Consider the following 21,700-nt stretch of genomic DNA (forward strand, 5'->3'; position numbering starts at 1 on the left):
AAAAAGACGCCGCAGCGTCTTTTGGGGGGAGTTCAGGATTTGCGGCGGCGCGCGGCCAGTCCCATCAACGCCAGGCCGCCGAGCAGCATGCCGTAGGTAGCCGGTTCCGGCACCGGCGAGGTCACGTCCAGCGTGCCGCTGTAACTGGCGACGCCCTTGTCCTTGCCGTTGATGATCAGCGTGACCAGGCCGCTCACCGGGACGTTGAAGAAGAGGCTGCCGGAGAGGACGCCGTTAAATATGGGCAAGGCCGTTCCGTCCAGGGTCGCCCAGTTGAAGTGGATCGAGCTGGCCGGCGTAAACGTGAAGTTTTTCACGTTCAGGAAATAGCCCTGCGCCGAGCCCGGCAAACCGGAATATGCAAAGGTATAGGTGTCGGTGAAAACCAGTCCGTCGGTGTGCGAAGTGCCGAAGTCGGCAGTCCAGTCGGTCGGGCCGCCGTCCATGCTGATGATGGCCGACGTAAAGTCGTTCGCCCATGCCCCGCCTGCCGCCAGTGCCATTAGTCCGGTTGCTAATATTGATTTTAATTTCATTTTATCCCCGCGAAAAATCAGACAAAATTCATGAAACCCCCGTGCCACTCATGCAAAGTACGCCCGGGAATTTTCGATGTCAATTGGCTATTTTTTTATCACGCGGAAAAGACTGATAGGGCACAACTACTACACGGGCTGGACAATAAGAACTTACTATTATTCAATTTCCGTTGTGCAAATTATCAACTTAATTTCAATCTAGTAATGACGATTTAGTTGCTGGCTGCCGACACCGGCAAGATCAGGGTGACGGTCAGGCCGCCGCCGTCGCGGTTGGCCAGCGTGATGCGGCCGCCGTGGGCTTCGGCGATTTCGCGCGCCAGCGCCAGGCCCAGGCCGGTGCCGCTGCGCTTGGTGGAGTAGAACGGCACCAGCGCGTTGGTCAGCACGGTGTCGCTCATGCCGGGGCCGCGGTCCTGCACGTCGATCCGCACCGCGCCGTGCAGGCGCCGCACCTCCAGGCTGACGTCGGCGGCCGGCGAGCCTGATTCGTGGGCGTTCTTGAGCAGGTTCAGCAGCGCCTGCTCCAGCTGCGAGGGATCGAAGGCGCAGGCTTCGTCGGGCGGTTCGCCGGCGATGCTGAAATCGACCTGGGCCGCCAGCTGGGCCAGGAAGGCCGGCCACGCCTGCAGTTCCAGCCGCGGCGTCGGCAGCTTGGCGAAGCGCGCATAGCCGAGGATGAAACTTTCCAGGTGGCGGGTGCGCTCCTCGATGGTGGCGAGGATTTGCGGCAGGCGCTCGGTCTGGCCGCGCCGCACCAGCTCGGCGCCGGAATGGGCCAGCGAGGTCAGCGGGGCGAGCGAGTTGTTCAGCTCGTGGCTGATGACGCGGATGACTTTTTTCCAGGTCTGCACCTCCTGCCGGCGCAACTCCATGGTCAGCTGGCGCAGCAGCAGCAGCTCGTGCTTGCGGCCGTTGAGGTTGAAGCTGCGGCGCGCCAGGTGGTAGACCTCTTCCTCGTCGACCTCGGCGCCGGCCTCCTTGGTGGTGAACAGGCCGTCGCCGCCGCGCGCCAGCGCCTCCAGCAGCGCCGGCGAGGCGTGCGCCAGGATGTCGTCGAGCCGGTGGCCCTCCAGCTTGCGGCCCTGGTTGAGCAGCTGGCGCGCGGCCACGTTGGCGTAGACGATGGGGCCGGCCTCGCTGACCAGCAGCATCGCCACCGGCGTGTTCTGCACCATGGTGTCGAGCAGCAGCTCGCGCTGCACCAGGTCGAGCCGCTGCTGGCGCAGCACGTCGCCCAGCGCGTTGTGGGCCGCCACCAGGTCGCTGAGCTCGTCGTTCTGCGGCCAGTGCAGGCTGAACGAGAAATCGCCGTCCTTGTAGCTGGTGACGGTGCCGGTCAGCGCGCGGAACAGCGACAGCATGTATTCCAGCTGGGAGCGGATGGTGATGATGGAGATCGGCAGCACGCACAGCAGGCACACCGCCAGCACCAGGCCGGGATGGTCGGGAAAGAAATGGGTCAAGGTCAGGGCGATCAGGATGCCGACCGTCAGCAGCGTGCCGACCATCGCGGTCCAGCGCGTCAACAGCGAAAGGCGGGTGCCCTGGCGGCGGCCGGCGTCGTCCATCAGGGGCGGGCGATGCCCAGCCGCTCCATGCGGCGGTACAGCGCCTGGCGCGACAGGCCCAGCTCGGCGGCGGCCTGCGCCACCACGCCGCCGGCGCGGCTCAGCGCCAGGCCGATGGTGTCGCGGTCCGGCTCGCGCGCGCCGTCGTCGGCGATGGCGTTGGCGGCGGCGGCCGGCAGGCCGAGGTCGGCCGCTTTGATGAGGTCGCCGGCGGCCAGCAGGCCGGCGCGCGCCATGACGTTTTTCAGTTCGCGCACATTGCCCGGCCACGGGTGGGCCAGCAGCGCCGCCTGCGCCGACGGGTGCAGCTGCTTGCCGTCGCCGAGGAAGTGCTGGGCCAGCGGCAGGATGTCGGCCGGACGGCCGGCCAGCGGCGGCAGCCGCAGCTCGATCACGTTGAGGCGGTAGAACAAGTCTTCGCGGAAGCTGCCGGCCCGTATCATCGCCTGCAGGTCGGCGTTGGTGGCGCTGACCACCCGCACCTTGACCTGGCGCTCGCGGTTGGAGCCGAGCCGCTCGAAGCGGCCGGTCTCCAGCACCCGCAGCAGTTTCATTTGTCCGGCCAGCGGCAGGTTGCCGATCTCGTCGAGGAACAGGGTGCCGCCGTCGGCCGCCTCGAACTTGCCTTCGCGCGCCTTGGAGGCGCCGGTGTAGGCGCCGGCGTCGGCGCCGAACAGTTCGGCCTCGATCAGCTCGGCCGGCAGCGCGCCGCAATTCAACACCACGAAGGGGCCGTCGCGCACGGCGGAGTTGGCCTGTATGATTTCGGCGATGCGTTCCTTGCCGGTGCCGTTCGGACCGCTGATCAGGACCGGGACGTCGGCGCGCGCCACCTGGCAGGCCAGGTGCACCACGCGCTCGGTGGCAGGGTCTTGCCACACCATGCCGCGCAGGTCGTAGCCGCGCTCGAGCTCGCGCCGCTGGCGCAGCTCGGTCTGCAGGCGCTGCTGCAAGGCCCGCTTGGCCTGGCCCAGCTCGATCAGATTGTGCACCGTGGCGATCAGGCGGTTGTCGTCCCACGGCTTGGCCAGGTAGTCGGCGGCGCCGGCCTTGACCAGGTCGACCGCCGCGTCCAGGTGGGTCCAGGCGGTCAGCAGGATCACCGGCAGCTCGGGATGGCGCTCGCGGATGGCGCGGAACAGCGCCGTGCCTTCCTCGCCCGAGGTGGTGTCGGCGGAAAAGTTCATGTCCTGGAGCACCAGGTCGACGCTGTGGCGTTCCAGCAGTTCCAGTCCGGCTTCGGGGGAGGCGGCGCGCAGCGCGTCGATGTCGTGCAGCGAGAACAGCACTTCAAGCGCGATGGCGACGGCGGCGTTGTCGTCGATGATCAATACGGTAGGCATGCCGCAAGCATAACATTGTCGCGGCATGCCCGGTACAGCAAACATCGCTACTACCACCCTAGGCGCTGCGGGTGGCGGTGGCCGGCGAAATCGAGGCCGCGCGCCAGGCCGGGCCGTACACGGCGGCCACGCCCAGCGCCCAGAACACGGCGGCGCCGGCGATCAGGTAGCCGGCCGGCAGGCGCGCCATTTCCAGCTGGCTCACCAGCAGCTGGTTCAGGCCCAGCGACAGCAGCACGCCGGCCGCCACGCCGACGCTGGTAATCATGAAGTTCTCGGTGACGAAGTAGCGCAGGATGTCGACCCGGCGCGCCCCCAGCGCGCGCCGCACGCCGATCTGCTTGCGGCGCTGCGTGACCCACAGGCTGGCCATGCCGACGATGCCGCTGGCGGTGATCAACAGCAGCAGCACGCTGACCGTCACCAGCATCCAGGCCAGCGCGTTGTCGGCGCGGTAGCGGTTGGTGCGCATCTCCACCATGCTGCGGGTCTTGACGACCACCGGCGTCGGCGAGGCCGCGCGCACGGCCGCCTCGGCCTCCTTGATGACGCGGTCCATCTGGCCCGGTTCGGCGCGCAGTGTGTAGCTGTCGGCGTCGTCGCCGGTCAGGCGCACCGGCACCAGGGTGGAGAACTCGCCGGTCTCGTCGATCTGGGCGCTCGGTGTCTGCAGCTGTTCGACCACGCCGACCACCCGCACGTCCTTGGCTTTTTCGCCGGTGCCGAAGTAGATGGTCTTGCCGACCACGCTGGCCTGGCCCGGCCACATCTTCTCGGCCAGCTTGCGGCTGATGATCACCACCTTGGGCATTTCATCGCTGGTGTTCTGGTCGACTTCCGGCACTTCGCCGGGCTGGAAGTCGCGTCCTTCGACCAGGTGTAAGCCCCAGGTCTTGACCAGCGAATCGGGGGCGTAGTAGGTGGTCGATTGCGCGGTTGACTTGACTTGCTTGCGGTCCAGCGCCAGGCCGGTGTAGTTGCCCGAACGCGACAGCGGCATCTGCGACACGGCGGCCACCGAGACCACGCCCGGCACGGCGCGCAGCAGCGCCGTTTCGCGGTGCTGCACCGCCAGCTGGTCCTGGTGGTTGCCGTTCTTCAGGTGGCGGATCTGCAGGGCGAACACGTCCTGCTCTTGCTGCAGGCCGCTGGTGCGGGCCGACACGGCCTGGCGCACCTGCACGATGTGCAGCGCGTTGGCCAGGATCGCCAGGCTCAACGCGACCTGGACGGCGACCAGCACCGGGCCGGTCTTGTTGCGCAACAGCGCGGAAAGGATGGGGCGGATTTCCATGATGCGGCTCCCTTATTGAGATTTGAGTTGCAGCGCCGGCGTCACCTGGCAGGCGCGCCAGGTCGGCAGCAGGCCGGCCACCACGGCCGACAGCACCGCCAGCGCGAAGGTGGTCAACAGCATGATCCAGTCCATATGGGCCACCACCGTCAGCGCCTTGGACTGCATCGCGATCAGCGCCAGCGCGCCGAAGGCCAGCAGCAGGCCGAGCGCGCCGCCGACCAGGCCGACCACCGTGGTCTCGATCAGGAACTGGTTGAAGATCTCGCGGCGCGAGGCGCCCAGCGCGCGGCGGATGCCGACCTCGGCGGCGCGCACCGAGAACTTGGCCAGCAGCAGGCCGATGGTGTTGACCAGGCACAGCACCAGGAAGCCGAACGCCAGCCAGGCCGACAGCTTGTTGTCGTTGCCGACCACCTTCATGTAGTCCAGCCATTCGCGCACGTCGTACAGCTTGTTGGGCGCGTTGCGCAGCAGGCGGCCCAGCTTGCGCTGCTCGATGGCGTAGCTGTCGAGGAAGCTTTGCAGCTCGGCGCGGTCGCCGGCGCTGCGGGTCTCGATCCAGCCCTGGATCCAGGTGCATTCCGAGTCGAGGAAGGCCTGGAAGCCGGGACCGAAGTCGTCGCTGCAACTGGTGCTGCCGTTGCGCTGCATCTCGTGGCGGATGGCGCTGGTGAATGGGATGAACAGCTCGTCCTCTTCGCTGAAGGCGCCGTCCGGGCTGCCGATGATGCGGTGGAAGCGCGGCACCACGTTCCAGGTGTCGAGCACGCCGACGATCTGGTACTGCAAGCCGGCCACCGTCATGCGCTGGCCGACCGGGTCGGTGCCGCCGTACAGCTTTTCCGCCAGTTTGCGGCTCAGCACGACGACGTCGGCGCCGGCCTTGTCTTCGGCCGGGCTCCAGCCCTGGCCGTGCAGGAAGGGCGCCTCGAACATATTGAAGAAGTCGCCGTACGGCGCCAGGCCGCGCGCGGTGAACACGCCGACGTCCTTGCGCTGCGGCTCGACCGGCACGGCGATGCCGTAGATCGCGGTGCGGCGTTCGCCGACCTTGCTGTTCATCAGGTTGACGGCGTCGCGGTAGCTGAGCTGGCGGTCGTTCGGTTCGTCGCCGGCCTTGTAGCCCTTGGTCGGGCCGTTGTCGACCAGCGGCACGAACAGGCGCTCGCTGCGGGACGGGATCGGGTCGCCCGACATCACGTGCAGGATGGTCAGCGTGGCCACGCTGGCGGCCACGCCGACGGCCAGGGTCAGCACCATCAGCGCGGTCAGGGCCGGGTTGCGGCGCAGGCTGCGCAGTCCCAGCATGAAATAGTATTGGAACATATTGCGCTCCTTATGCGACATGGGATTTGCCGTCGGCGTGGGCGTTGGCGTGGGAGTTCGCGTCAAACAGCGTCGGCGCCTTGCGCACCAGGTCCGACACCTGGCCGTCGATGATGTGGACGTTGCGCTGCGAGCGCACCGCCAGTTCCGGATCGTGGGTCACCATCAGGATGGTGGTGCCCTGGGCGTTGATTTCCTCCAGCAGCTCCATCACGCCGCGCGCCATCTGGGTGTCGAGGTTGCCGGTCGGTTCATCGGCCAGCAGCAGTTTCGGCGAGCCGGCCAGCGCGCGCGCGATCGCCACGCGCTGTTGCTGGCCGCCGGACAGTTCGGCCGGGTAGTGCTTCATGCGCGAGGCCAGGCCGACCTTGGACAGCGCGTCCTCGATGCGCTCCTTGCGCTCGGCGGCGTTGAAGCCGCGGTAGCGCAGCGGCACGTCGACGTTGTCGAACAGCGACAGGTCGGGGATCAGGTTGAAGCCCTGGAAGATGAAGCCCAGCTTTTCGTTGCGCAGGCGCGAGCGGGCGTTGTCGTCCATGCCCTTGACGTTGATGCCGTCGAGGATGTACTCGCCGTCGGTGAATTCCTCCAGCAGGCCGGCGATGTTGAGGAAGCTGGTCTTGCCGGAGCCGGAGGGACCGGTCACGGTGACGAACTCGCCCTGCTTGACGTTGATCTCGAAGCCGCGCAGCGCGTGGGTTTCGATCATGTGGGTACGATAGACTTTGCTCAGGTTTTGCATGCGCAGCATGGAGGGCCTCTTCGAAAAAATGTTATTGGTTGATCGAGACGCGTTCGGCGTTCTCGAAGGTTTCGGTACCGGAGATGACGACCTTGTCGCCCTGTTTCAAACCGCCGAGGATCTCCACTGCGGAGACGCTGGTGGCGCCCATCTTGATCGGGGTGCGGATGGCGATGCCGTCCCGGACTACATAAGCGAAGCGGCCGCCTTCGGATTCCACAAACGGGCCGCGCTGCAGCATCAGCGTGTTGGGTTTTTCATCGATCAGCAGGCGCGCGGTGACGCGCTGGTTCTGGCGCAGGCCGGCCGGCTGGGCGGCGGTGAAGCGCACCCGCGCCAGCACCTGGTTCTTGACCACCTCCGGCGACAGCGCCGACAGCTTGGCGTTGGCGGTGCCGGTGCCGTAGTTGACTTCGGCGTTCATGCCGAGGCCGATGTCGGACACATAGGTCTCCGGCACTTCCAGCTCCACCTCCAGACGCGACAGGTCGACCAGGGTCATCAGCGGCGCATTGGCCGGCACCACGCTGCGGTTGGCCACCGACAGGGTGCCGATGAAGCCGTCCACCGGCGCGCGCACGGTCAGCTCGTCGACGCGGCGCTGGGCGTTGGCCAGCGACAGGCGTTGGCGGTCCAGCTCGTTGATCTTGGTCTTCAGCTCCAGCGCGACGTTGTCGCTTTCCAGCTCGGCCGCCTGGCCGGCGTGCTTGGCGCGGATCTCGGCCGAGTTCAGCGCGTCCTTGGCCTTCTGGTATTCGATCTTGGCGATGATGCCTTCGTTGGAGACGGCGTTGTAGCGTTCCAGCGTGCGCAGCGCGGACAAGCGGTCGATCTCGGCGGTGTCGGCGTCGCGGCGGGCCAGCAGTTTCTGCTTGCGGGCCAGGATCTTCTGGCGCTCGACTTCGGCCTCCAGTTGCAGGAAGCTCGATTGCTCGCGCTTGAGGGCGTCGGTCAGGTCGGGCGATTCCAGCACCGCCAGCACGTCGCCGCGCTTGACGGTGTCGCCGGCGGCCGCCTTCAAGGTCACCGTGGCCGGCGAGGCCGAATACAGCGTCGGGCTGATGGCGGCGACGATGCGGCCGTTGACGGCGGCGTCGCGGATCAGCGTGCCGCGGCCCACTTCGGCAATGCGCAGGCGCGAGATGTTGACCGAGTGGTCGCTGCCGCGCCAGGAGTGAACCAGCGAGTAAGCGGCCGCCACCAGGGCGATGGCGCCGGCGGCGATGAGCAGGCGGCGCTTGGTGGCTTGCCCTTTTGGGGTGGCGATGACGGCGTCTTGATTGGAGGTGTCGCGTATCATGATCGTGTAAGTGTGTGTAGATATGCAACGTTATGCAGAAACTGTGCCAGCGCTTAAGTGTTTGATTTGATTGATGTTGGCTGCCACTGTCCGTTGTCCGCGCCCTTGTCCGGTCGTCCGCCCTGTCCGGCCGGGCTTGATAAAGTGGCAAGCATGACCATCTGTGACGCTGTCGCCCCCACCTGAGTACCGCATGAGCTTGTTCGACCGTTTGACCCGCATCCTGCTGCCCGCCGAAGCGCCGGTAATCGACTTCCCCTTTGTCGCCAGCGACGTCGCGCTGTACCGGCGCACCGCCCACGCCGACGCCAGCGCGCTGGACGCGCAAACCTGGGGCGACATGCTGCTGCCGCAGTACAGCGCGCAGCTGGCGCGCGAGACCAGCATCTTCGGCCAGCAGGAGCTGCACCGGCGCCTGCATGCGGACGGCGGCGCCGTGGCCGCGTCCGCCGTCCGGGTGCGGACACTGGCGCAGGACGCCGGACAACGGCAGCGCTTGCACGCCGCCTGCACCGGCTTGCGCCGCGCCGACTGCGAGGTCAGCGCCACCCTGTTCGGCGCCGCCTTGCCGCCGTCGCCGCGCTGGCTGGCGTTGCTGCCGTTGCTGCCGCTGGGCTTGCTGCTGTCGGTGGTGCTGGCGCTGGTCACCGGCGTGGTGGCGCTGTGGGGCGTGGCGGTGGCGTTGTGGCTGGTGCTGCTGGCGGTGCAGGTGCTCTATCACGAAGCGGTCGAGGATTGGGCGCGCATCCTGGCCACGCTGCAGCAGATGCTGCGCGCCCACAGCCTGCTGGCCGCGCTGGACGATCCGTTGACGGCCGGTTTGCGCGAGGATGCGGCGCAGGCGGGCAAGCTCAATCGCAAGCTCGCGCAGTCGGCGGCCGGCAACCTGCCCGGCGTGCGCGAGTACCGCGACTGGTTGTGGCAGATGAATGTGCGCCATTATTTCGACAGCCGCGCTGCGGTGCGCAGCCATCTTGAATTCCTGCGCGGCAGTTTCCAGCGCGTGGCGACGCTGGAGGCCGACCTGGCGCTGGCGCGGCACCTGGCGCAGACGCCGCGTTACTGCTGGGCGGAGCAGGGTGGCGCCGTCACGCTGGAGCAGGTGGTGCATCCGCTGCTGGCGCAGGCCGAGCCGCTGTCGTTCGCGCTGGCGGGGCGGGGCGCCTTTATCTCCGGGCAGAACGGCATCGGCAAGAGCACCTTGCTGCGCACGGTGGGACTGAACCTGATCGTCGCCCGCGCGTTTGGCTTCTGCTATGCGGAGCAGGCGGTCACGCCGCTGCTGCCGGTGTATTCCAGCATGCAGAGCGAGGACGCGCTGGAAGGCGGCGAGAGCCTGTACATCGCCGAGCTGCGGCGGGCGCGCGAGCTGCTGGCGCTGGCCGAGCGCGCGCCGGCGGTGTTCATCATCGACGAGATTTTCCGCGGCACCAATCACCTGGAATCGATTTCGGCGGCGGCGGCGGTGTTGCACACGCTGTCGCAGCAGGGCACGGTGATCGTCTCCTCGCACAACCTGGTGCTGGCGCCGCTGCTGGAGGAGCGCTTGACGCCGTGGTGCGTCAGCCGCGTGGGCGACGGCCTGCAGGTGGCGCCCGGCGTGCTGCGCGAGACCAACGGCATCGCGCTGCTCGGCACGCGCGGCTTCGACGCCGCCATCTCGGCCAAGGCCAACCGCGTGTTCGACTGGCTCAGCGACTACATGGCGCATCCGGCCGATTGCGAGGACATACGGAATAGTCTTTGACTTTTGCGGGTTGCAGTTCTATGATTTCTGTAATGACAGAAATTAAGGAAATATCATGACGCTCGCACCGACCATCCAGAAGTACATCCTGCACTGGGGGGAGATGGGTACGCGCTGGGGCGTCAACCGCACGGTGGCGCAGATCCATGCGCTGCTGTTCCTGTCCAACCGCCCGCTGCCGGCCGAGGAAATCGCCGACACGCTGACCGTGGCGCGCTCCAACGTCAGCAACAGCCTGAAGGAGTTGCAAGGCTGGGGGCTGGTGCGCATCACCCACATGGCCGGCGACCGCCGCGACCATTTCGTCGCCTTGCAGGATGTGTGGGAAATCTTCCGCGTCATCGTCGAGGAGCGCAAGAAGCGCGAGATCGACCCCACGCTGACGGTGCTGCGCGAATGCGCGCTGGAGGCGGAGAACGATCCGGCGCTGGAGGCGGCCACCAAGGTCAAGATGGACCAGGTGCTGGATTTCCTCGAAATGCTGACCACCACCTACGGCGACTACAAACACCTGCCGCCCGCCACCATGCAGCGCTTCCTGAAGATGGGCGGCAAAGTGGCGCGGCTGCTGGGCGGGGACTGACGTGAACGCGCTGACGCTCTACTACGACGGCCACTGCGGCTTTTGCCGCGCCGAGATCGCGCGTCTGCGTGGCTGGGATCGCGCGCATCGCCTGGCGTATGCCGACATCGCCGCACCGGATTTTGTACCGCCGCCGGGGATCAGCATGCAGGCGCTGAACAGCGAGATGCATGCGCTGGCCGCCGATGGCCGTCTGCTGGTGGGCATCGACAGCCTGCTGGCCGCCTACACGCTGATGGGGCGCGGCTGGATGATGGCGCCGCTGCGCGTGCGCATGCTGCGGCCGTTGTTTGCTGCTCTATATCGCAGCTTCGCCGGCAACCGCTATCGCATCTCCGGCTGGTTGGGCCGCCCGGTTTGTGCCGATGGCGTGTGCGCTTATAAGCATCCTTTGCGCTAATTTTTTCACTTGATATTTCTGTTTTTACAGAAATTACGGATAGAATCATGACGACGAGAGCCTGGCTGGTGCGGTGGATCTACATGACGGTGGCGGCGCACCTGATGGTCGGCGTGCTGCTGCCGCTGTGCGCCGGGGCGGCTGTCACGGAGGGCTATCGTCGCGGCATCGAGGACTTCTTCTTCGGCGCGGATGCGCCGGCCGCCGGCAAGGCGCTGCATGTGTGGTGGATCTCGCTGTTCGGCCCGACGGTGCAGGCGGCGGCGATCTGGATGGCCGGCCTGGCGGTCATCGGCGACAAGCAGCGCAACGCCTTCGCCTGGGCAATGCTGATCCTCGGCCTGCTGGTGTGGGCGCCGCAGGACATGCTGATTTCCGCACGCGCGCATTGCTGGATCAACCTGTGGATCGATACGCTGGCGCTGGCGGTCATGCTGCCGCCCTTGCTGTGGCTGTGCAAGCTCGACCTGGCGTTCAAACATAGAAAGGTAACGTTGTGATGATCCCCTCCGAAGGTGAGTTGTTCAAGAAAATCCTTGGACCAGAATGGAGCCGGCTGCATCCCGATATCCAGGCCCGCTTCGACAAGAATCCGCTGCCGGGCAAGCCGCTGAACTACAGCGGCAGCTTGTCGGAACTGTCGTGCTCGCGGATTGGACGGTTGTTGGGCTACCTGACCATGCCGATGATCCGGGGCGCGCTGATGCCTTACAACGACGCCGATTTTCCGGTCGATATCCAGGTCTATTCGAAGCCCGATTGCGCATCGATCTTCAAGCAGCGCATCTACCGGCTTAACGGCCGCAAGCCGGTCATGTTCACCTCGTTCATGGCCGAAAGCAGCAGGGGCGAAGTGCTCGAATATGTTGGCATGGGGCTGGGCATGAAGCTGGTGCTGGAGGTCCGCGACGGCAATCTGCACTTTGAGAGCGACGGTTATTTCTGGCAAGTGCTAGGTGTGCGCATTCCGCTGCCGGGCGTGCTCACTCCAGGCAAGACCTTTCTGTGTCATCGTAATAACAGCGCCAACCAGTTCGACATCCGCATCGAGATCCGGCATGCGTTGTTCGGCACGACCTTCACACAAGCGGGCGTGTTCAGCGAGGTGGCGGCATGAATACCCATCTTCTGGCATTGCAGTTGATGGCCTTCCAGGGCTGCCTCGGCGCCTTCGACACGCTGTATCACCACGAGTTGACCGAAGCGCTGCCCGGCCGCGCCACCGCGCGGCGCGAGCTGGCTATCCACGCGGTACGGGCGATGATCTACAGCGCCTTGTTCGTCGGCCTGGCCGCTTGGGCGTTTCACGGCGTGTGGGCCTTGGTGCTGCTGGCCGTGTTCTCGATAGAGATCGTGCTGACCCTGTGGGACTTCGTGGTCGAGGACCGTACCCGCTTGCTGCCGGCGACCGAGCGCGTGACCCACACCGTGCTGGCGATGAACGGCGGTGCCTTCATCGCGCTGCTGGCGTTGAACACGCCCGACTGGCTGGCAATGCCGACGGCGTTGACGTGGCAGCCGCATGGCGGCTTGAGCGTGTTCCTGGCGCTGTGCGGCGTGGGTGTCGGCTTGTCCGGCGTGCGGGATGCGCTTGCCTCCAGGGCGATCGGCAAGCTGGCGCTGCGTGACGGCGCCGCAACCGAGGTGAGTTTTGGTTCGCCTGGGCGCAGCTTCCTGGTGACCGGCGCCACCGGCTTTATCGGCCAGCGCCTGGTGTGCGCGCTGCTGCGGGACGGCCACCGCGTGACCGTGCTGACCCGGCAAGCGCGCCAGGCCGCCTGGTTGTTTGATGGCCGCGTCGATTGCGTGGAGAGCATGGCGCAATTGCCGGCCTCGCGCCGCATCGATGTCGTGATCAATCTGGCAGGGGCGCGTATCCTGGGTTGGCGCTGGACGGCGGCACGGCAAGCAGCGCTGCGCGCCAGTCGCGTCGAGCTGACCAACAAGTTGGTGGCCTGGATCGCCAAGGCCGAGCATAGGCCGGACATGCTGGTGTCGGCCTCCGCGATCGGCTACTACGGCATACAGCGGCAAGGCGATGATGCCGTGTTGACCGAGAACGATGCGCCGCAGCCGATGTTCATGTCCGACCTGTGTCGTGAATGGGAGCAGGCGGCGCAAGGCGCGCAAGCCCACGGCGTGCGCGTGGCGTGCACGCGCTTCGGGCTGGTGCTGGGCACGCAGGGCGCGCTGCCGATGATGCTGTTGCCCATCAAGCTGGGGCTGGGTGGGCCGCTGGGCGGCGGCGCGCAATGGCTGTCGTGGATCCATGTGGATGACGTGATCGGCGGCATCGCGCATCTGTGCCGCTCGGGCGGCGCCGGCGCCTACAACTTCACCGCGCCGGAAAGCCTGACGCAGGCGCAGTTCAGCCGCGTGGCGGCTGCGGTGCTGCGCCGTCCCTACGGCTTCCCCACGCCGGGCTGGCCGATGCGGCTGATGCTGGGTGAGCAAGCCGACCTGCTGCTGGAAGGCCAGCGGGTTGCACCCGCGCGGCTGCTGGGTGACGGCTACGCATTCCGCCATCCGCATCTCGAAGGCGCGCTGCGCAGCCTCGCGGGTGATGGTGCATAAATCTGCCTGAACGTTTATCGTATCCAGGGCTTGAGCACGCGGCGCGCGGGCAGGGTGACAGTGGCTTGCACGGCGTCGTCGAGCAGGCCGCGCCGCTTCAGCAGGCGCAGCGCGATCTGCACGGCCGATTTTGACAAGCCGGTTTCGGTGGCGATGGTCTGCAAGCTGGCGACGATGGTGTCGCGCTTGGCGCGCGTGGTCTTGCCCAGCAGGTAGAGATAGACGACAAAGGCTGCCGGGCTGCGGTCGTGGCCGACCAGGTCGGGCATCAGCACGTTGAGGACGTAGGGATCGAAGTGGTCGCTATGCATGGTATTAATTACTGTAGCATGGATTACTATAGCGAGCGGATCGGCGCCGGTAGAATGTGCGATCGTCATACATACAGGAGCATGCCATGATCACCATGGTGAAATTTGTCGGCATCCCGGTCAGCGACCAGGACCGCGCGCTGAAGTTCTACACCGAGCAACTGGGCTTCGAGATCGCCACCGACCAGCCGATGGGGCCGGGCCAGCGCTGGATCGAGCTGCGCATCGCGCATTCGCAGACGCGGGTGGTGCTGTTCACGCCTGAAGGCCATGAGGACCGCATCGGCACCTTCTTCAACGGCTCGCTGGCCTGCGACAACGTCGAGGCCACGCATCGCCAACTGAGCGCGCGCGGCGTCGAGTTCGTCGAGCCGCCGACCAGGCAGCCCTGGGGCACTTTCGCCAAATTCCGCGACCCGGACGGCAATACCTTCGTGCTGTCGTCGAGCTGACGACCGCTTACTTCTCCTGCTTCAGCGGCTTGGCCTTGTCGATCACTTCGCGGCAGTCGCCCTTGAAGCTGGCGTTGTCGTAGTTGCTCCAGCCGTAGCTGTCGACGTAGCGCTTGTGCTGCTTGAACTGCTTGTTGATGAAGCTCCACTCCAGCCGCTCGTCCTCGTATTCGATGTCGCCCAGGTCCAGCAGCGTGTGGAAGATGTTTTCCGTCGCCAGCCGCGCCTTGCGGTGGCGCACCAGCTGCTTCACCTTCTCCGGGTAGCGCGCCTTGTATTCGTCCGAGTACCACACCAGCGCCGGCACGTGGAATTCAAACTGCGTGTTGTGGCCGTGGAAGGCGAGGTTGCAGCTGTTGTCGTACAGCGTCTGGCCATGGTCGGCCACGTAGACCATGGAACCCAGCTGCCCGGTCTCCTTCAACTGATGGATCACCTGCGACAGGAACCAGTCGGTGTACAGGATGGAATTGTCGTAGCTGTTGTTGAGCTGCGGCTTGATCTTGGTGTCGGTGTAGACCGGCTTGTCGACGCCGAACAGCGACGGCTGCCATTTGTCGAATTCCTTCGGATAGCGCTGGCTGTAGTTCCAGTGGTTGCCCAGCGTGTGCAGCACGATCAGCTTTTTCGGCGCCGGGTCGGCGATGGCGTGCTGCAGGGGCTCCAACAGGATCTGGTCGAAGTTGGAGTTGTTGGTGAAGCCGCCCAGGTTCATGAACTGGATCACGTTCGCTTCCTTGGCGAACACCGACACCGGCGTGTCGAACTGGCCGAACGAGATCTGGTTGGACAGCCACCAGGTCTTGAAGCCGGCTTCTTTATATGCGGTCAGGAAGGATTTTTCCGAGAAGCCGTCCTTCAGGCTTTGCATCGACGGCTTGCGCGAGATGATCACCGGCACCGACAGCCGCGTGGCCGACACCGCCGTGATGACGTCCGGCAGCGTGACCAGGTTGGCTTCCTGCTTGAGCAGCGGGGTGGTGTCGCGCTGGTAGCCGTTGATGCCCCAGCGGTCGTAGCGCGACGATTCGCCGATCACCATGATGACGATTTCCGGCCGGTCGTTCTGCTCCGGCTGGTGCGCCTTGAAGGTGAAGCTGCTGCTGCGCTGGCCCAGGTCGGCCAGGTATTCGCGCTCCTTGACGAAGTCGACGCCGCGCGCGGTCAGGCCGAACGGCCACGACGAGGCGAAGTTGTCGAAGCCCAGCGGCGAACGCATCCACCACGGCAGCTGCGCCAGTTGCCAGCCGCTGCGGCCGGCGCCGGCGATGGCGGCGTGCTCGGGCGAGCTGTCCTCTTCGGCGTCTTCCTCCTCTTCCTCTTCGGAGGCGGCGGCGCTGGCGCCGACCGCGGCGGTGATGCCGACATGGCTGAGCGCGGAACTGAGCGCCGAGCCGATGGCCGAACCCAGCGCCGAGCCGGCCGGCCGCGCGCTGGCCGGTTTCAACTGGCCGGCCGCTGCCGAGGCGGAGGCCAAGGCCGGGGCCTTCTGCGCCGGCTTGGCGCGGATGCCGAATTCCCAGCCGTAGACCCACAGCGCGGACAGCGCCACTAATATAAGCAGCGCAATCGCGCGCGACTTGCCGCGCCAGGCCAGTTGCGGGCTGCGGCGGGCGGCCAACTGCACCGCGATCCACCAGGCGATCACCGCCAGCATCACCGCGCCCATCAGCCAGACTTTGCGGCCGAGGAATTCCAGCGCCTCCTTGGGGCTGGTCTCGGCGATGATGCCCAGGTGGTGGGTGGAGATGCCCTGGCCGTAGTACATGAACAGGTAGAGCTCGGTCGGCAGCGCCAGGAAGGCCGGGATCAGCAGCCAGTGGAACCAGGTCGGCCGCTGCAGCACGCTCCACACCGCGACCCAGGCCAGCAGCTCGACCAGCAGGATGTGCGTCAGCTCCGGCACTTGCCGCCCCAGCAGGATGGGCACGCAGGGCACCAGCGACAGCAGCAGGTAGCTGGACAGCACGAACAGGGAAGCGGGGCGCAACAAAGATCGCATAGAGAGGGGCGGTTGGAAATTGTCTGCTATTATCAAGTGTTTCTTGACCTTTCAGCTAGTGTTTGCGTGCCCGCCGCGGCCGCATTCCGCCGCGAAATAGATTGACTGGTGTCCCGACCACGTCTATACTCGCGAGTTCTCAATTTATTCTGCACATCGTATACGCTGTTTCAGGCCGCTCCTCGCGAGTGGCTATTCGCGCCTCCGTTGTTCCTGTAGATCGAGACTAGGTTTTAGTCGCCGGACAGTCGTCCGGGTTATTAATGTTGTAATTTTGTTGGGTTTATAACGATGCCAACCATCAATCAACTGATTCGCAATCCACGCGTCGCTCTGACCGTGAAAAGCAAATCGCCGGCGCTGGAAAACAGCCCGCAAAAGCGCGGTGTTTGCACCCGTGTGTACACCACCACTCCAAAGAAGCCTAACTCGGCTCTGCGTAAAGTGGCCAAAGTTCGCCTGACCAACGGTTTCGAAGTCATTTCGTACATCGGCGGTGAAGGCCACAACCTGCAAGAGCACAGCGTTGTCCTGCTGCGCGGCGGTCGTGTAAAGGATTTGCCGGGTGTGCGTTACCACATGGTTCGCGGTGCACTGGATACCCAGGGCGTTAAAGACCGTAAGCAAGCTCGCTCGAAATACGGTACCAAGCGTGCCAAGCAAGCCAAGAAGTAATCTGCATTAAAAGTTTTCGCTCAGTGGCAACTAACTAAGTGAATGTAATCGACCGCAATTGGTCGAGTAAGTGGATGGCTATGATGGCCTCCGCGAGAGTGCGAATCCCATATCTGCGCACCTCAACTGAAGATTGAAAGGAATTGATATGCCACGTCGTCGTGAAGTACCCAAGCGCGAGATTCTGCCGGATCCAAAATTCGGCAACACGGATGTCGCCAAGTTCGTGAACGTTCTGATGCTGTCCGGTAAAAAATCGGTCGCAGAAAACATCATCTACGGTGCCTTCGAGCACATCGCAGCCAAGTCGGGCAAGGATCCGTTGGAAGTGTTCGCTACCGCGATCAACAACGCCAAGCCGCTGGTTGAAGTTAAATCCCGTCGCGTCGGTGGTGCCAACTACCAGGTGCCGGTTGAAGTGCGCCCAGTGCGTCGTATGGCTCTGTCCATGCGCTGGCTGCGTGAAGCTGCTAACAAGCGCAGCGAAAAATCCATGCCACAACGCCTCGGCGGTGAGCTGATGGAAGCGGCTGAAGGCCGTGGCGGTGCAATGAAGAAGCGTGACGAAGTTCACCGCATGGCTGAAGCGAACAAGGCGTTCTCGCACTTCCGCTTCTAATCAAATCGGCCGGATCCTTCGTGGTCTGGCTGTTATCTGTTGTTCGAGGCCGGGCTCATTTTTGTCAGCAAAAATGGCGCTCGGTTTTGTCCATTCAAAGATTTAGGAATAATTATGGCCCGCAAGACCCCCATCGAGCGCTACCGCAATATCGGTATTTCCGCTCACATCGATGCAGGTAAGACCACCACCACCGAACGCGTCCTGTTCTACACGGGCGTGAACCACAAGATCGGTGAAGTTCACGATGGCGCCGCCACCATGGACTGGATGGAACAGGAACAAGAGCGCGGCATTACCATTACCTCGGCAGCGACGACCTGCTTCTGGAAGGGTATGGCTAACAACTTCCCTGAGCACCACATCAACATCATCGACACGCCAGGCCACGTTGACTTCACCATTGAAGTTGAACGTTCGATGCGCGTGCTGGATGGTGCTTGCATGGTTTACTGCGCAGTGGGCGGTGTACAGCCACAGTCGGAAACCGTATGGCGTCAGGCTAACAAATACAAAGTGCCACGTCTGGCCTTCGTCAACAAGATGGACCGTACCGGCGCCAACTTCTTCAAGGTCTACGAGCAGATGCGCGCTCGCCTGAAGGCGAACCCGGTCCTGATCCAGATCCCTATCGGCGCTGAAGAAAACTTCAAAGGCGTGATCGATCTGGTCAAGATGAAAGCCATCCTGTGGGACGAAGCGTCCCAGGGCATGAAGTTCGACTACGTCGACATCCCTGCAGAGCTGGCCGAGTCGGCAGCCGAGTGGCGCGAGAAGATGGTTGAAGTCGCTGCTGAAGCGTCCGAAGACCTGATGAACAAGTACCTGGAAGAAGGCGACCTGTCGGAAGCCGAGATCAAGAAAGCGCTGCGCGAACGCACCATCGCTTCCGAAATCGTTCCGATGATGTGCGGTACCGCCTTCAAGAACAAGGGCGTACAGGCCATGCTGGACGCGGTCATCGAATACCTGCCGTCGCCACTGGACATCGACGACGTCGGCGGTACCGACGAGGACGAACAGCCGACCACCCGTAAAGCATCGGACGACGAGAAGTTCTCGGCGCTGGCTTTCAAGATCATGACCGACCCGTTCGTCGGCCAGCTGGCCTTCTTCCGCGTGTACTCGGGCGCCATCAATTCGGGCGACACCGTGTACAACTCGGTCAAAGGCCGTAAAGAGCGTCTGGGTCGTATTCTGCAGATGCACGCTAACCAGCGCGAAGAGATCAAAGAAGTTCGCGCCGGCGACATCGCCGCCGCAGTTGGTCTGAAAGACGTGACCACCGGCGAAACCCTGTGCGATCCGACCGCGATCATCATTCTGGAGCGTATGGTCTTCCCTGAGCCGGTGATTCAACAGGCTGTGGAACCAAAGACCAAGGCTGACCAGGAAAAAATGGGTCTGGCACTGAACCGTCTGGCTCAGGAAGATCCTTCGTTCCGCGTGAAGACCGACGAAGAGTCGGGCCAGACCATCATCGGTGGTATGGGCGAGCTGCACCTGGAAATTATCGTTGACCGTATGAAGCGCGAATTCGGCGTGGAAGCGACCGTCGGCAAGCCACAGGTTGCCTACCGCGAAACGATCCGCAAGGTTTGCGAAGAGTCCGAAGGCAAGTTCGTCAAGCAGTCCGGTGGTCGTGGTCAATACGGTCACGTGGTTCTGAAGATCGAACCGCAAGAACCAGGCAAGGGCTTCGAATTCGTTGACGCGATCAAGGGCGGTACCGTTCCTCGCGAATACATCCCTGCGGTGGAAAAAGGCGTGCGCGGCACCCTGAACACCGGTGTTCTGGCTGGCTACCCGGTGGTCGACGTCAAGGTCACGCTGTTCTTCGGTTCGTACCACGATGTGGACTCGAACGAAAACGCGTTCCAGATGGCCGCTTCGATGGCGTTCAAAGAAGGCTGCCGCAAAGCGTCGCCAGTTATTCTGGAGCCGATGATGGCTGTGGAAGTGGAAACGCCGGAAGACTACGCCGGTACCGTGATGGGCGATCTGTCGTCCCGCCGCGGTATGGTGCAGGGCATGGACGAGATCCCAGGCGGCGGTGGCAAGATCATCAAAGCTGAAGTGCCTCTGTCGGAAATGTTCGGTTACTCGACCACCCTGCGTTCCGCAACGCAAGGTCGTGCTACCTACACGATGGAATTCAAGCACTACTCGGAAGCGCCTAAGCACGTTATCGACGCGATCGTTACCGCTAAAGCTAAGTAATTTGTAATTTTTGCGCCCGGGGAGATCCTCCGGGCGCATATTTAAAACATTGTTCTAAGGAAGAATAAAATGGCAAAAGAGAAATTCGAACGGACCAAGCCGCACGTCAACGTCGGTACCATCGGCCACGTCGACCACGGCAAGACCACCCTGACCGCAGCGATCGCTACCGTTCTGTCGAAGAAATTCGGCGGCGAAGCTAAAGCCTACGACCAGATCGATGCAGCACCAGAAGAAAAAGCACGCGGCATTACCATCAACACCGCGCACGTCGAGTACGAAACCGCTACCCGTCACTACGCTCACGTTGACTGCCCAGGCCACGCCGATTACATCAAAAACATGATCACCGGTGCAGCGCAGATGGACGGCGCGATCCTGGTTTGCTCCGCAGCCGACGGCCCAATGCCACAGACCCGCGAGCACATCCTGCTGGCCCGTCAAGTTGGCGTTCCATACATCGTCGTGTTCCTGAACAAGTGCGATCTGGTCGATGACGAAGAGCTGCTGGAACTGGTCGAAATGGAAGTTCGCGAGTTGTTGTCGAAGTACGAATTCCCAGGCGACGACCTGCCTATCATCAAAGGTTCGGCACGTAAAGCGCTGGACGGCGACACCGGTCCTCTGGGCGAAGTAGCCATCATGGCTCTGGCCGACGCACTGGACAGCTACATCCCTACGCCAGAGCGCGCAGTGGACGGCGCCTTCCTGATGCCAGTGGAAGACGTGTTCTCGATCTCGGGTCGCGGTACCGTGGTTACCGGTCGTATCGAGCGCGGCATCATCAAGGTCGGCGAAGAGATCGAAATCGTTGGTATCACCGACACCGTCAAAACCATCTGCACCGGCGTGGAAATGTTCCGCAAGCTGCTGGACCAGGGTATGGCTGGCGACAACGTCGGTCTGCTGCTGCGCGGCACCAAGCGTGAAGACGTACAGCGTGGTCAGGTTCTGGCGAAGCCAGGCTCGATCAAGCCGCACAACCACTTCACCGGCGAGATCTATGTTCTGTCGAAAGACGAAGGCGGCCGTCATACTCCGTTCTTCAACAACTATCGTCCACAGTTCTACTTCCGTACGACTGACGTGACCGGTTCGATCGAACTGCCAGCGGACAAAGAAATGGTTATGCCAGGCGATAACGTGTCGATCACCGTCAAGCTGATCAACCCGATCGCGATGGAAGAAGGTCTGCGCTTCGCAATCCGCGAAGGCGGCCGTACCGTCGGCGCCGGCGTTGTTGCTAAAATCATCGCTTAATTTTTAAGCGCTGAGATGAAACAGGGTCGGCATGGTGTGATACCATGTCGACCCTGTTGCAGTAATACTCGTTCTTTTAAACATTGCTGACGCTACATAGTTGTCAGTTCGCTCTTTTGAGGAAATATCATGTCCGCACCAAACCAGAAAATCCGTATCCGCCTGAAAGCTTTCGACTACAAGCTGATCGACCAGTCCGCACTGGAAATCGTTGACACCGCTAAGCGCACCGGCGCCGTTGTCAAGGGCCCAGTCCCACTGCCAACCCGCATCCAGCGTTTCGACGTTCTGCGTTCGCCACACGTCAACAAGACCTCGCGCGACCAGTTCGAGATCCGTACCCACCAGCGCCTGATGGACATCGTCGACCCAACCGACAAGACCGTTGACGCACTGATGAAGCTGGACCTGCCAGCTGGTGTTGACGTCGAAATCAAACTGCAATAATCGCTTTTAAGCCGGCCGGCGGAGCTGTTTTTTCCGCCGCCAGCTGATGATGGGGCCGGGCCTGTTCGCCAACGCGAACGCGCCCGGCCCCATTGTCGTTTGCATCACTGTTTTTGGAAGAAATTGTTCCATAAAACAACAAACTCACAAATAAACTAACTAAATTGTAATGTAACGTTCTGTATCCCTTGTCAGGTGCACCATGTATGTGCAGAATTTGCGATTAGACGTGAAAAGCTAGGCTCATCGTACCCCGGTGAGCGATAGCGAACGCGCAGATTATCTACACCAC

The 21,700-nt window shown here is 63.4% G+C and carries 21 protein-coding genes; 12 read left to right on the forward strand and 9 right to left on the reverse strand.

Annotation, left to right across the window (positions count from 1 at the left end):
- Window positions 1-32 precede the first annotated feature (32 nt).
- From V6M89_RS11045 to V6M89_RS11075, 7 genes are all read right to left on the reverse strand, one after another.
- Window positions 33-503, reverse strand: a complete 471-nt coding sequence (locus tag V6M89_RS11045) for an FxDxF family PEP-CTERM protein (protein WP_332853235.1) — start codon at window positions 501-503, stop codon at window positions 33-35.
- A gap of 248 nt (window positions 504-751) precedes the next feature.
- Window positions 752-2,110, reverse strand: coding sequence for a sensor histidine kinase (locus V6M89_RS11050; protein ID WP_332853236.1), 1,359 nt, complete (start codon window positions 2,108-2,110; stop codon window positions 752-754).
- Window positions 2,110-3,453 (reverse strand): sigma-54-dependent transcriptional regulator, encoded by a 1,344-nt coding sequence (locus tag V6M89_RS11055; RefSeq protein ID WP_332853237.1) that lies wholly within the window; start codon window positions 3,451-3,453, stop codon window positions 2,110-2,112. Before V6M89_RS11055 ends, V6M89_RS11050 begins: the two co-directional genes overlap by 1 nt.
- Window positions 3,454-3,511: 58 nt before the next feature.
- A complete protein-coding gene (locus tag V6M89_RS11060; protein WP_332853238.1) occupies window positions 3,512-4,747 on the reverse strand; it encodes an FtsX-like permease family protein in 1,236 nt (411 codons plus the stop codon).
- Between the two features lie 12 nt (window positions 4,748-4,759).
- A complete protein-coding gene (locus V6M89_RS11065; RefSeq protein WP_332853239.1) occupies window positions 4,760-6,076 on the reverse strand; it encodes an ABC transporter permease in 1,317 nt (438 codons plus the stop codon).
- Window positions 6,077-6,086: 10 nt separating this feature from the next.
- Window positions 6,087-6,827, reverse strand: coding sequence for an ABC transporter ATP-binding protein (locus V6M89_RS11070; RefSeq protein WP_332853240.1), 741 nt, complete (start codon window positions 6,825-6,827; stop codon window positions 6,087-6,089).
- A gap of 22 nt (window positions 6,828-6,849) precedes the next feature.
- On the reverse strand, window positions 6,850-8,118 hold the full coding sequence (locus tag V6M89_RS11075) for an efflux RND transporter periplasmic adaptor subunit (RefSeq protein WP_332853241.1): 1,269 nt from the start codon (window positions 8,116-8,118) through the stop codon (window positions 6,850-6,852).
- Between the two features lie 193 nt (window positions 8,119-8,311).
- Between V6M89_RS11075 and V6M89_RS11080 the strand changes: the two genes are divergently transcribed.
- From V6M89_RS11080 to V6M89_RS11105, 6 genes are read left to right on the forward strand one after another with little or no spacing between them, the layout of a single operon-like run.
- Window positions 8,312-9,865, forward strand: a complete 1,554-nt coding sequence (locus V6M89_RS11080) for a MutS-related protein (protein ID WP_332853242.1) — start codon at window positions 8,312-8,314, stop codon at window positions 9,863-9,865.
- 55 nt (window positions 9,866-9,920) lie between these two features.
- The gene (locus V6M89_RS11085) at window positions 9,921-10,448 is read left to right on the forward strand and encodes a GbsR/MarR family transcriptional regulator (protein ID WP_332853243.1); all 528 of its coding nucleotides are present in this window, start codon (window positions 9,921-9,923) and stop codon (window positions 10,446-10,448) included.
- 1 nt (window position 10,449) lies between these two features.
- A complete protein-coding gene (locus V6M89_RS11090; protein ID WP_332853244.1) occupies window positions 10,450-10,848 on the forward strand; it encodes a thiol-disulfide oxidoreductase DCC family protein in 399 nt (132 codons plus the stop codon).
- 47 nt (window positions 10,849-10,895) lie between these two features.
- Complete coding sequence (locus tag V6M89_RS11095; RefSeq protein WP_332853245.1) at window positions 10,896-11,348, forward strand: cell division protein; 453 nt, start codon at window positions 10,896-10,898, stop codon at window positions 11,346-11,348.
- Entirely contained in the window at window positions 11,348-11,965 is a 618-nt protein-coding gene (locus tag V6M89_RS11100) for a DUF4166 domain-containing protein (RefSeq protein WP_332853246.1), read from the forward strand. The genes V6M89_RS11095 and V6M89_RS11100 overlap by 1 nt, the downstream gene beginning before the upstream one ends.
- Window positions 11,962-13,422: a TIGR01777 family oxidoreductase gene (locus V6M89_RS11105; RefSeq protein ID WP_332853247.1), complete on the forward strand. Its 1,461-nt coding sequence runs from the start codon at window positions 11,962-11,964 to the stop codon at window positions 13,420-13,422. Before V6M89_RS11100 ends, V6M89_RS11105 begins: the two co-directional genes overlap by 4 nt.
- 14 nt (window positions 13,423-13,436) lie before the next feature.
- Here the strand turns inward: V6M89_RS11105 and V6M89_RS11110 are convergent, their stop codons facing one another.
- The gene (locus V6M89_RS11110; RefSeq protein WP_332853248.1) at window positions 13,437-13,733 is read right to left on the reverse strand and encodes a helix-turn-helix domain-containing protein; all 297 of its coding nucleotides are present in this window, start codon (window positions 13,731-13,733) and stop codon (window positions 13,437-13,439) included.
- Window positions 13,734-13,819: 86 nt separating this feature from the next.
- On the opposite strand from V6M89_RS11110, the gene V6M89_RS11115 reads away from it, so the two are divergent.
- On the forward strand, window positions 13,820-14,185 hold the full coding sequence (locus V6M89_RS11115) for a VOC family protein (protein WP_332853249.1): 366 nt from the start codon (window positions 13,820-13,822) through the stop codon (window positions 14,183-14,185).
- Window positions 14,186-14,192: 7 nt separating this feature from the next.
- Here the strand turns inward: V6M89_RS11115 and V6M89_RS11120 are convergent, their stop codons facing one another.
- A complete protein-coding gene (locus V6M89_RS11120) occupies window positions 14,193-16,187 on the reverse strand; it encodes a phosphoethanolamine transferase (protein WP_332853250.1) in 1,995 nt (664 codons plus the stop codon).
- A 291-nt stretch (window positions 16,188-16,478) separates the two neighbouring features.
- Between V6M89_RS11120 and rpsL the strand changes: the two genes are divergently transcribed.
- From rpsL to rpsJ, 5 genes are all read left to right on the forward strand, one after another.
- The gene (gene rpsL / locus V6M89_RS11125) at window positions 16,479-16,862 is read left to right on the forward strand and encodes a 30S ribosomal protein S12 (protein ID WP_008444270.1); all 384 of its coding nucleotides are present in this window, start codon (window positions 16,479-16,481) and stop codon (window positions 16,860-16,862) included.
- 148 nt (window positions 16,863-17,010) lie between these two features.
- Entirely contained in the window at window positions 17,011-17,481 is a 471-nt protein-coding gene (rpsG, locus tag V6M89_RS11130) for a 30S ribosomal protein S7 (RefSeq protein WP_008444271.1), read from the forward strand.
- Between the two features lie 114 nt (window positions 17,482-17,595).
- Complete coding sequence (gene fusA / locus V6M89_RS11135; RefSeq protein WP_332853251.1) at window positions 17,596-19,701, forward strand: elongation factor G; 2,106 nt, start codon at window positions 17,596-17,598, stop codon at window positions 19,699-19,701.
- A gap of 69 nt (window positions 19,702-19,770) precedes the next feature.
- Window positions 19,771-20,961: an elongation factor Tu gene (gene tuf / locus V6M89_RS11140; protein WP_020704295.1), complete on the forward strand. Its 1,191-nt coding sequence runs from the start codon at window positions 19,771-19,773 to the stop codon at window positions 20,959-20,961.
- A gap of 129 nt (window positions 20,962-21,090) precedes the next feature.
- On the forward strand, window positions 21,091-21,408 hold the full coding sequence (gene rpsJ / locus V6M89_RS11145) for a 30S ribosomal protein S10 (RefSeq protein WP_005663509.1): 318 nt from the start codon (window positions 21,091-21,093) through the stop codon (window positions 21,406-21,408).
- Window positions 21,409-21,700 lie beyond the last annotated feature (292 nt).

The organism is Duganella sp. S19_KUP01_CR8 (genome assembly GCF_036688705.1).
GTDB lineage: Bacteria > Pseudomonadota > Gammaproteobacteria > Burkholderiales > Burkholderiaceae_D > Rugamonas.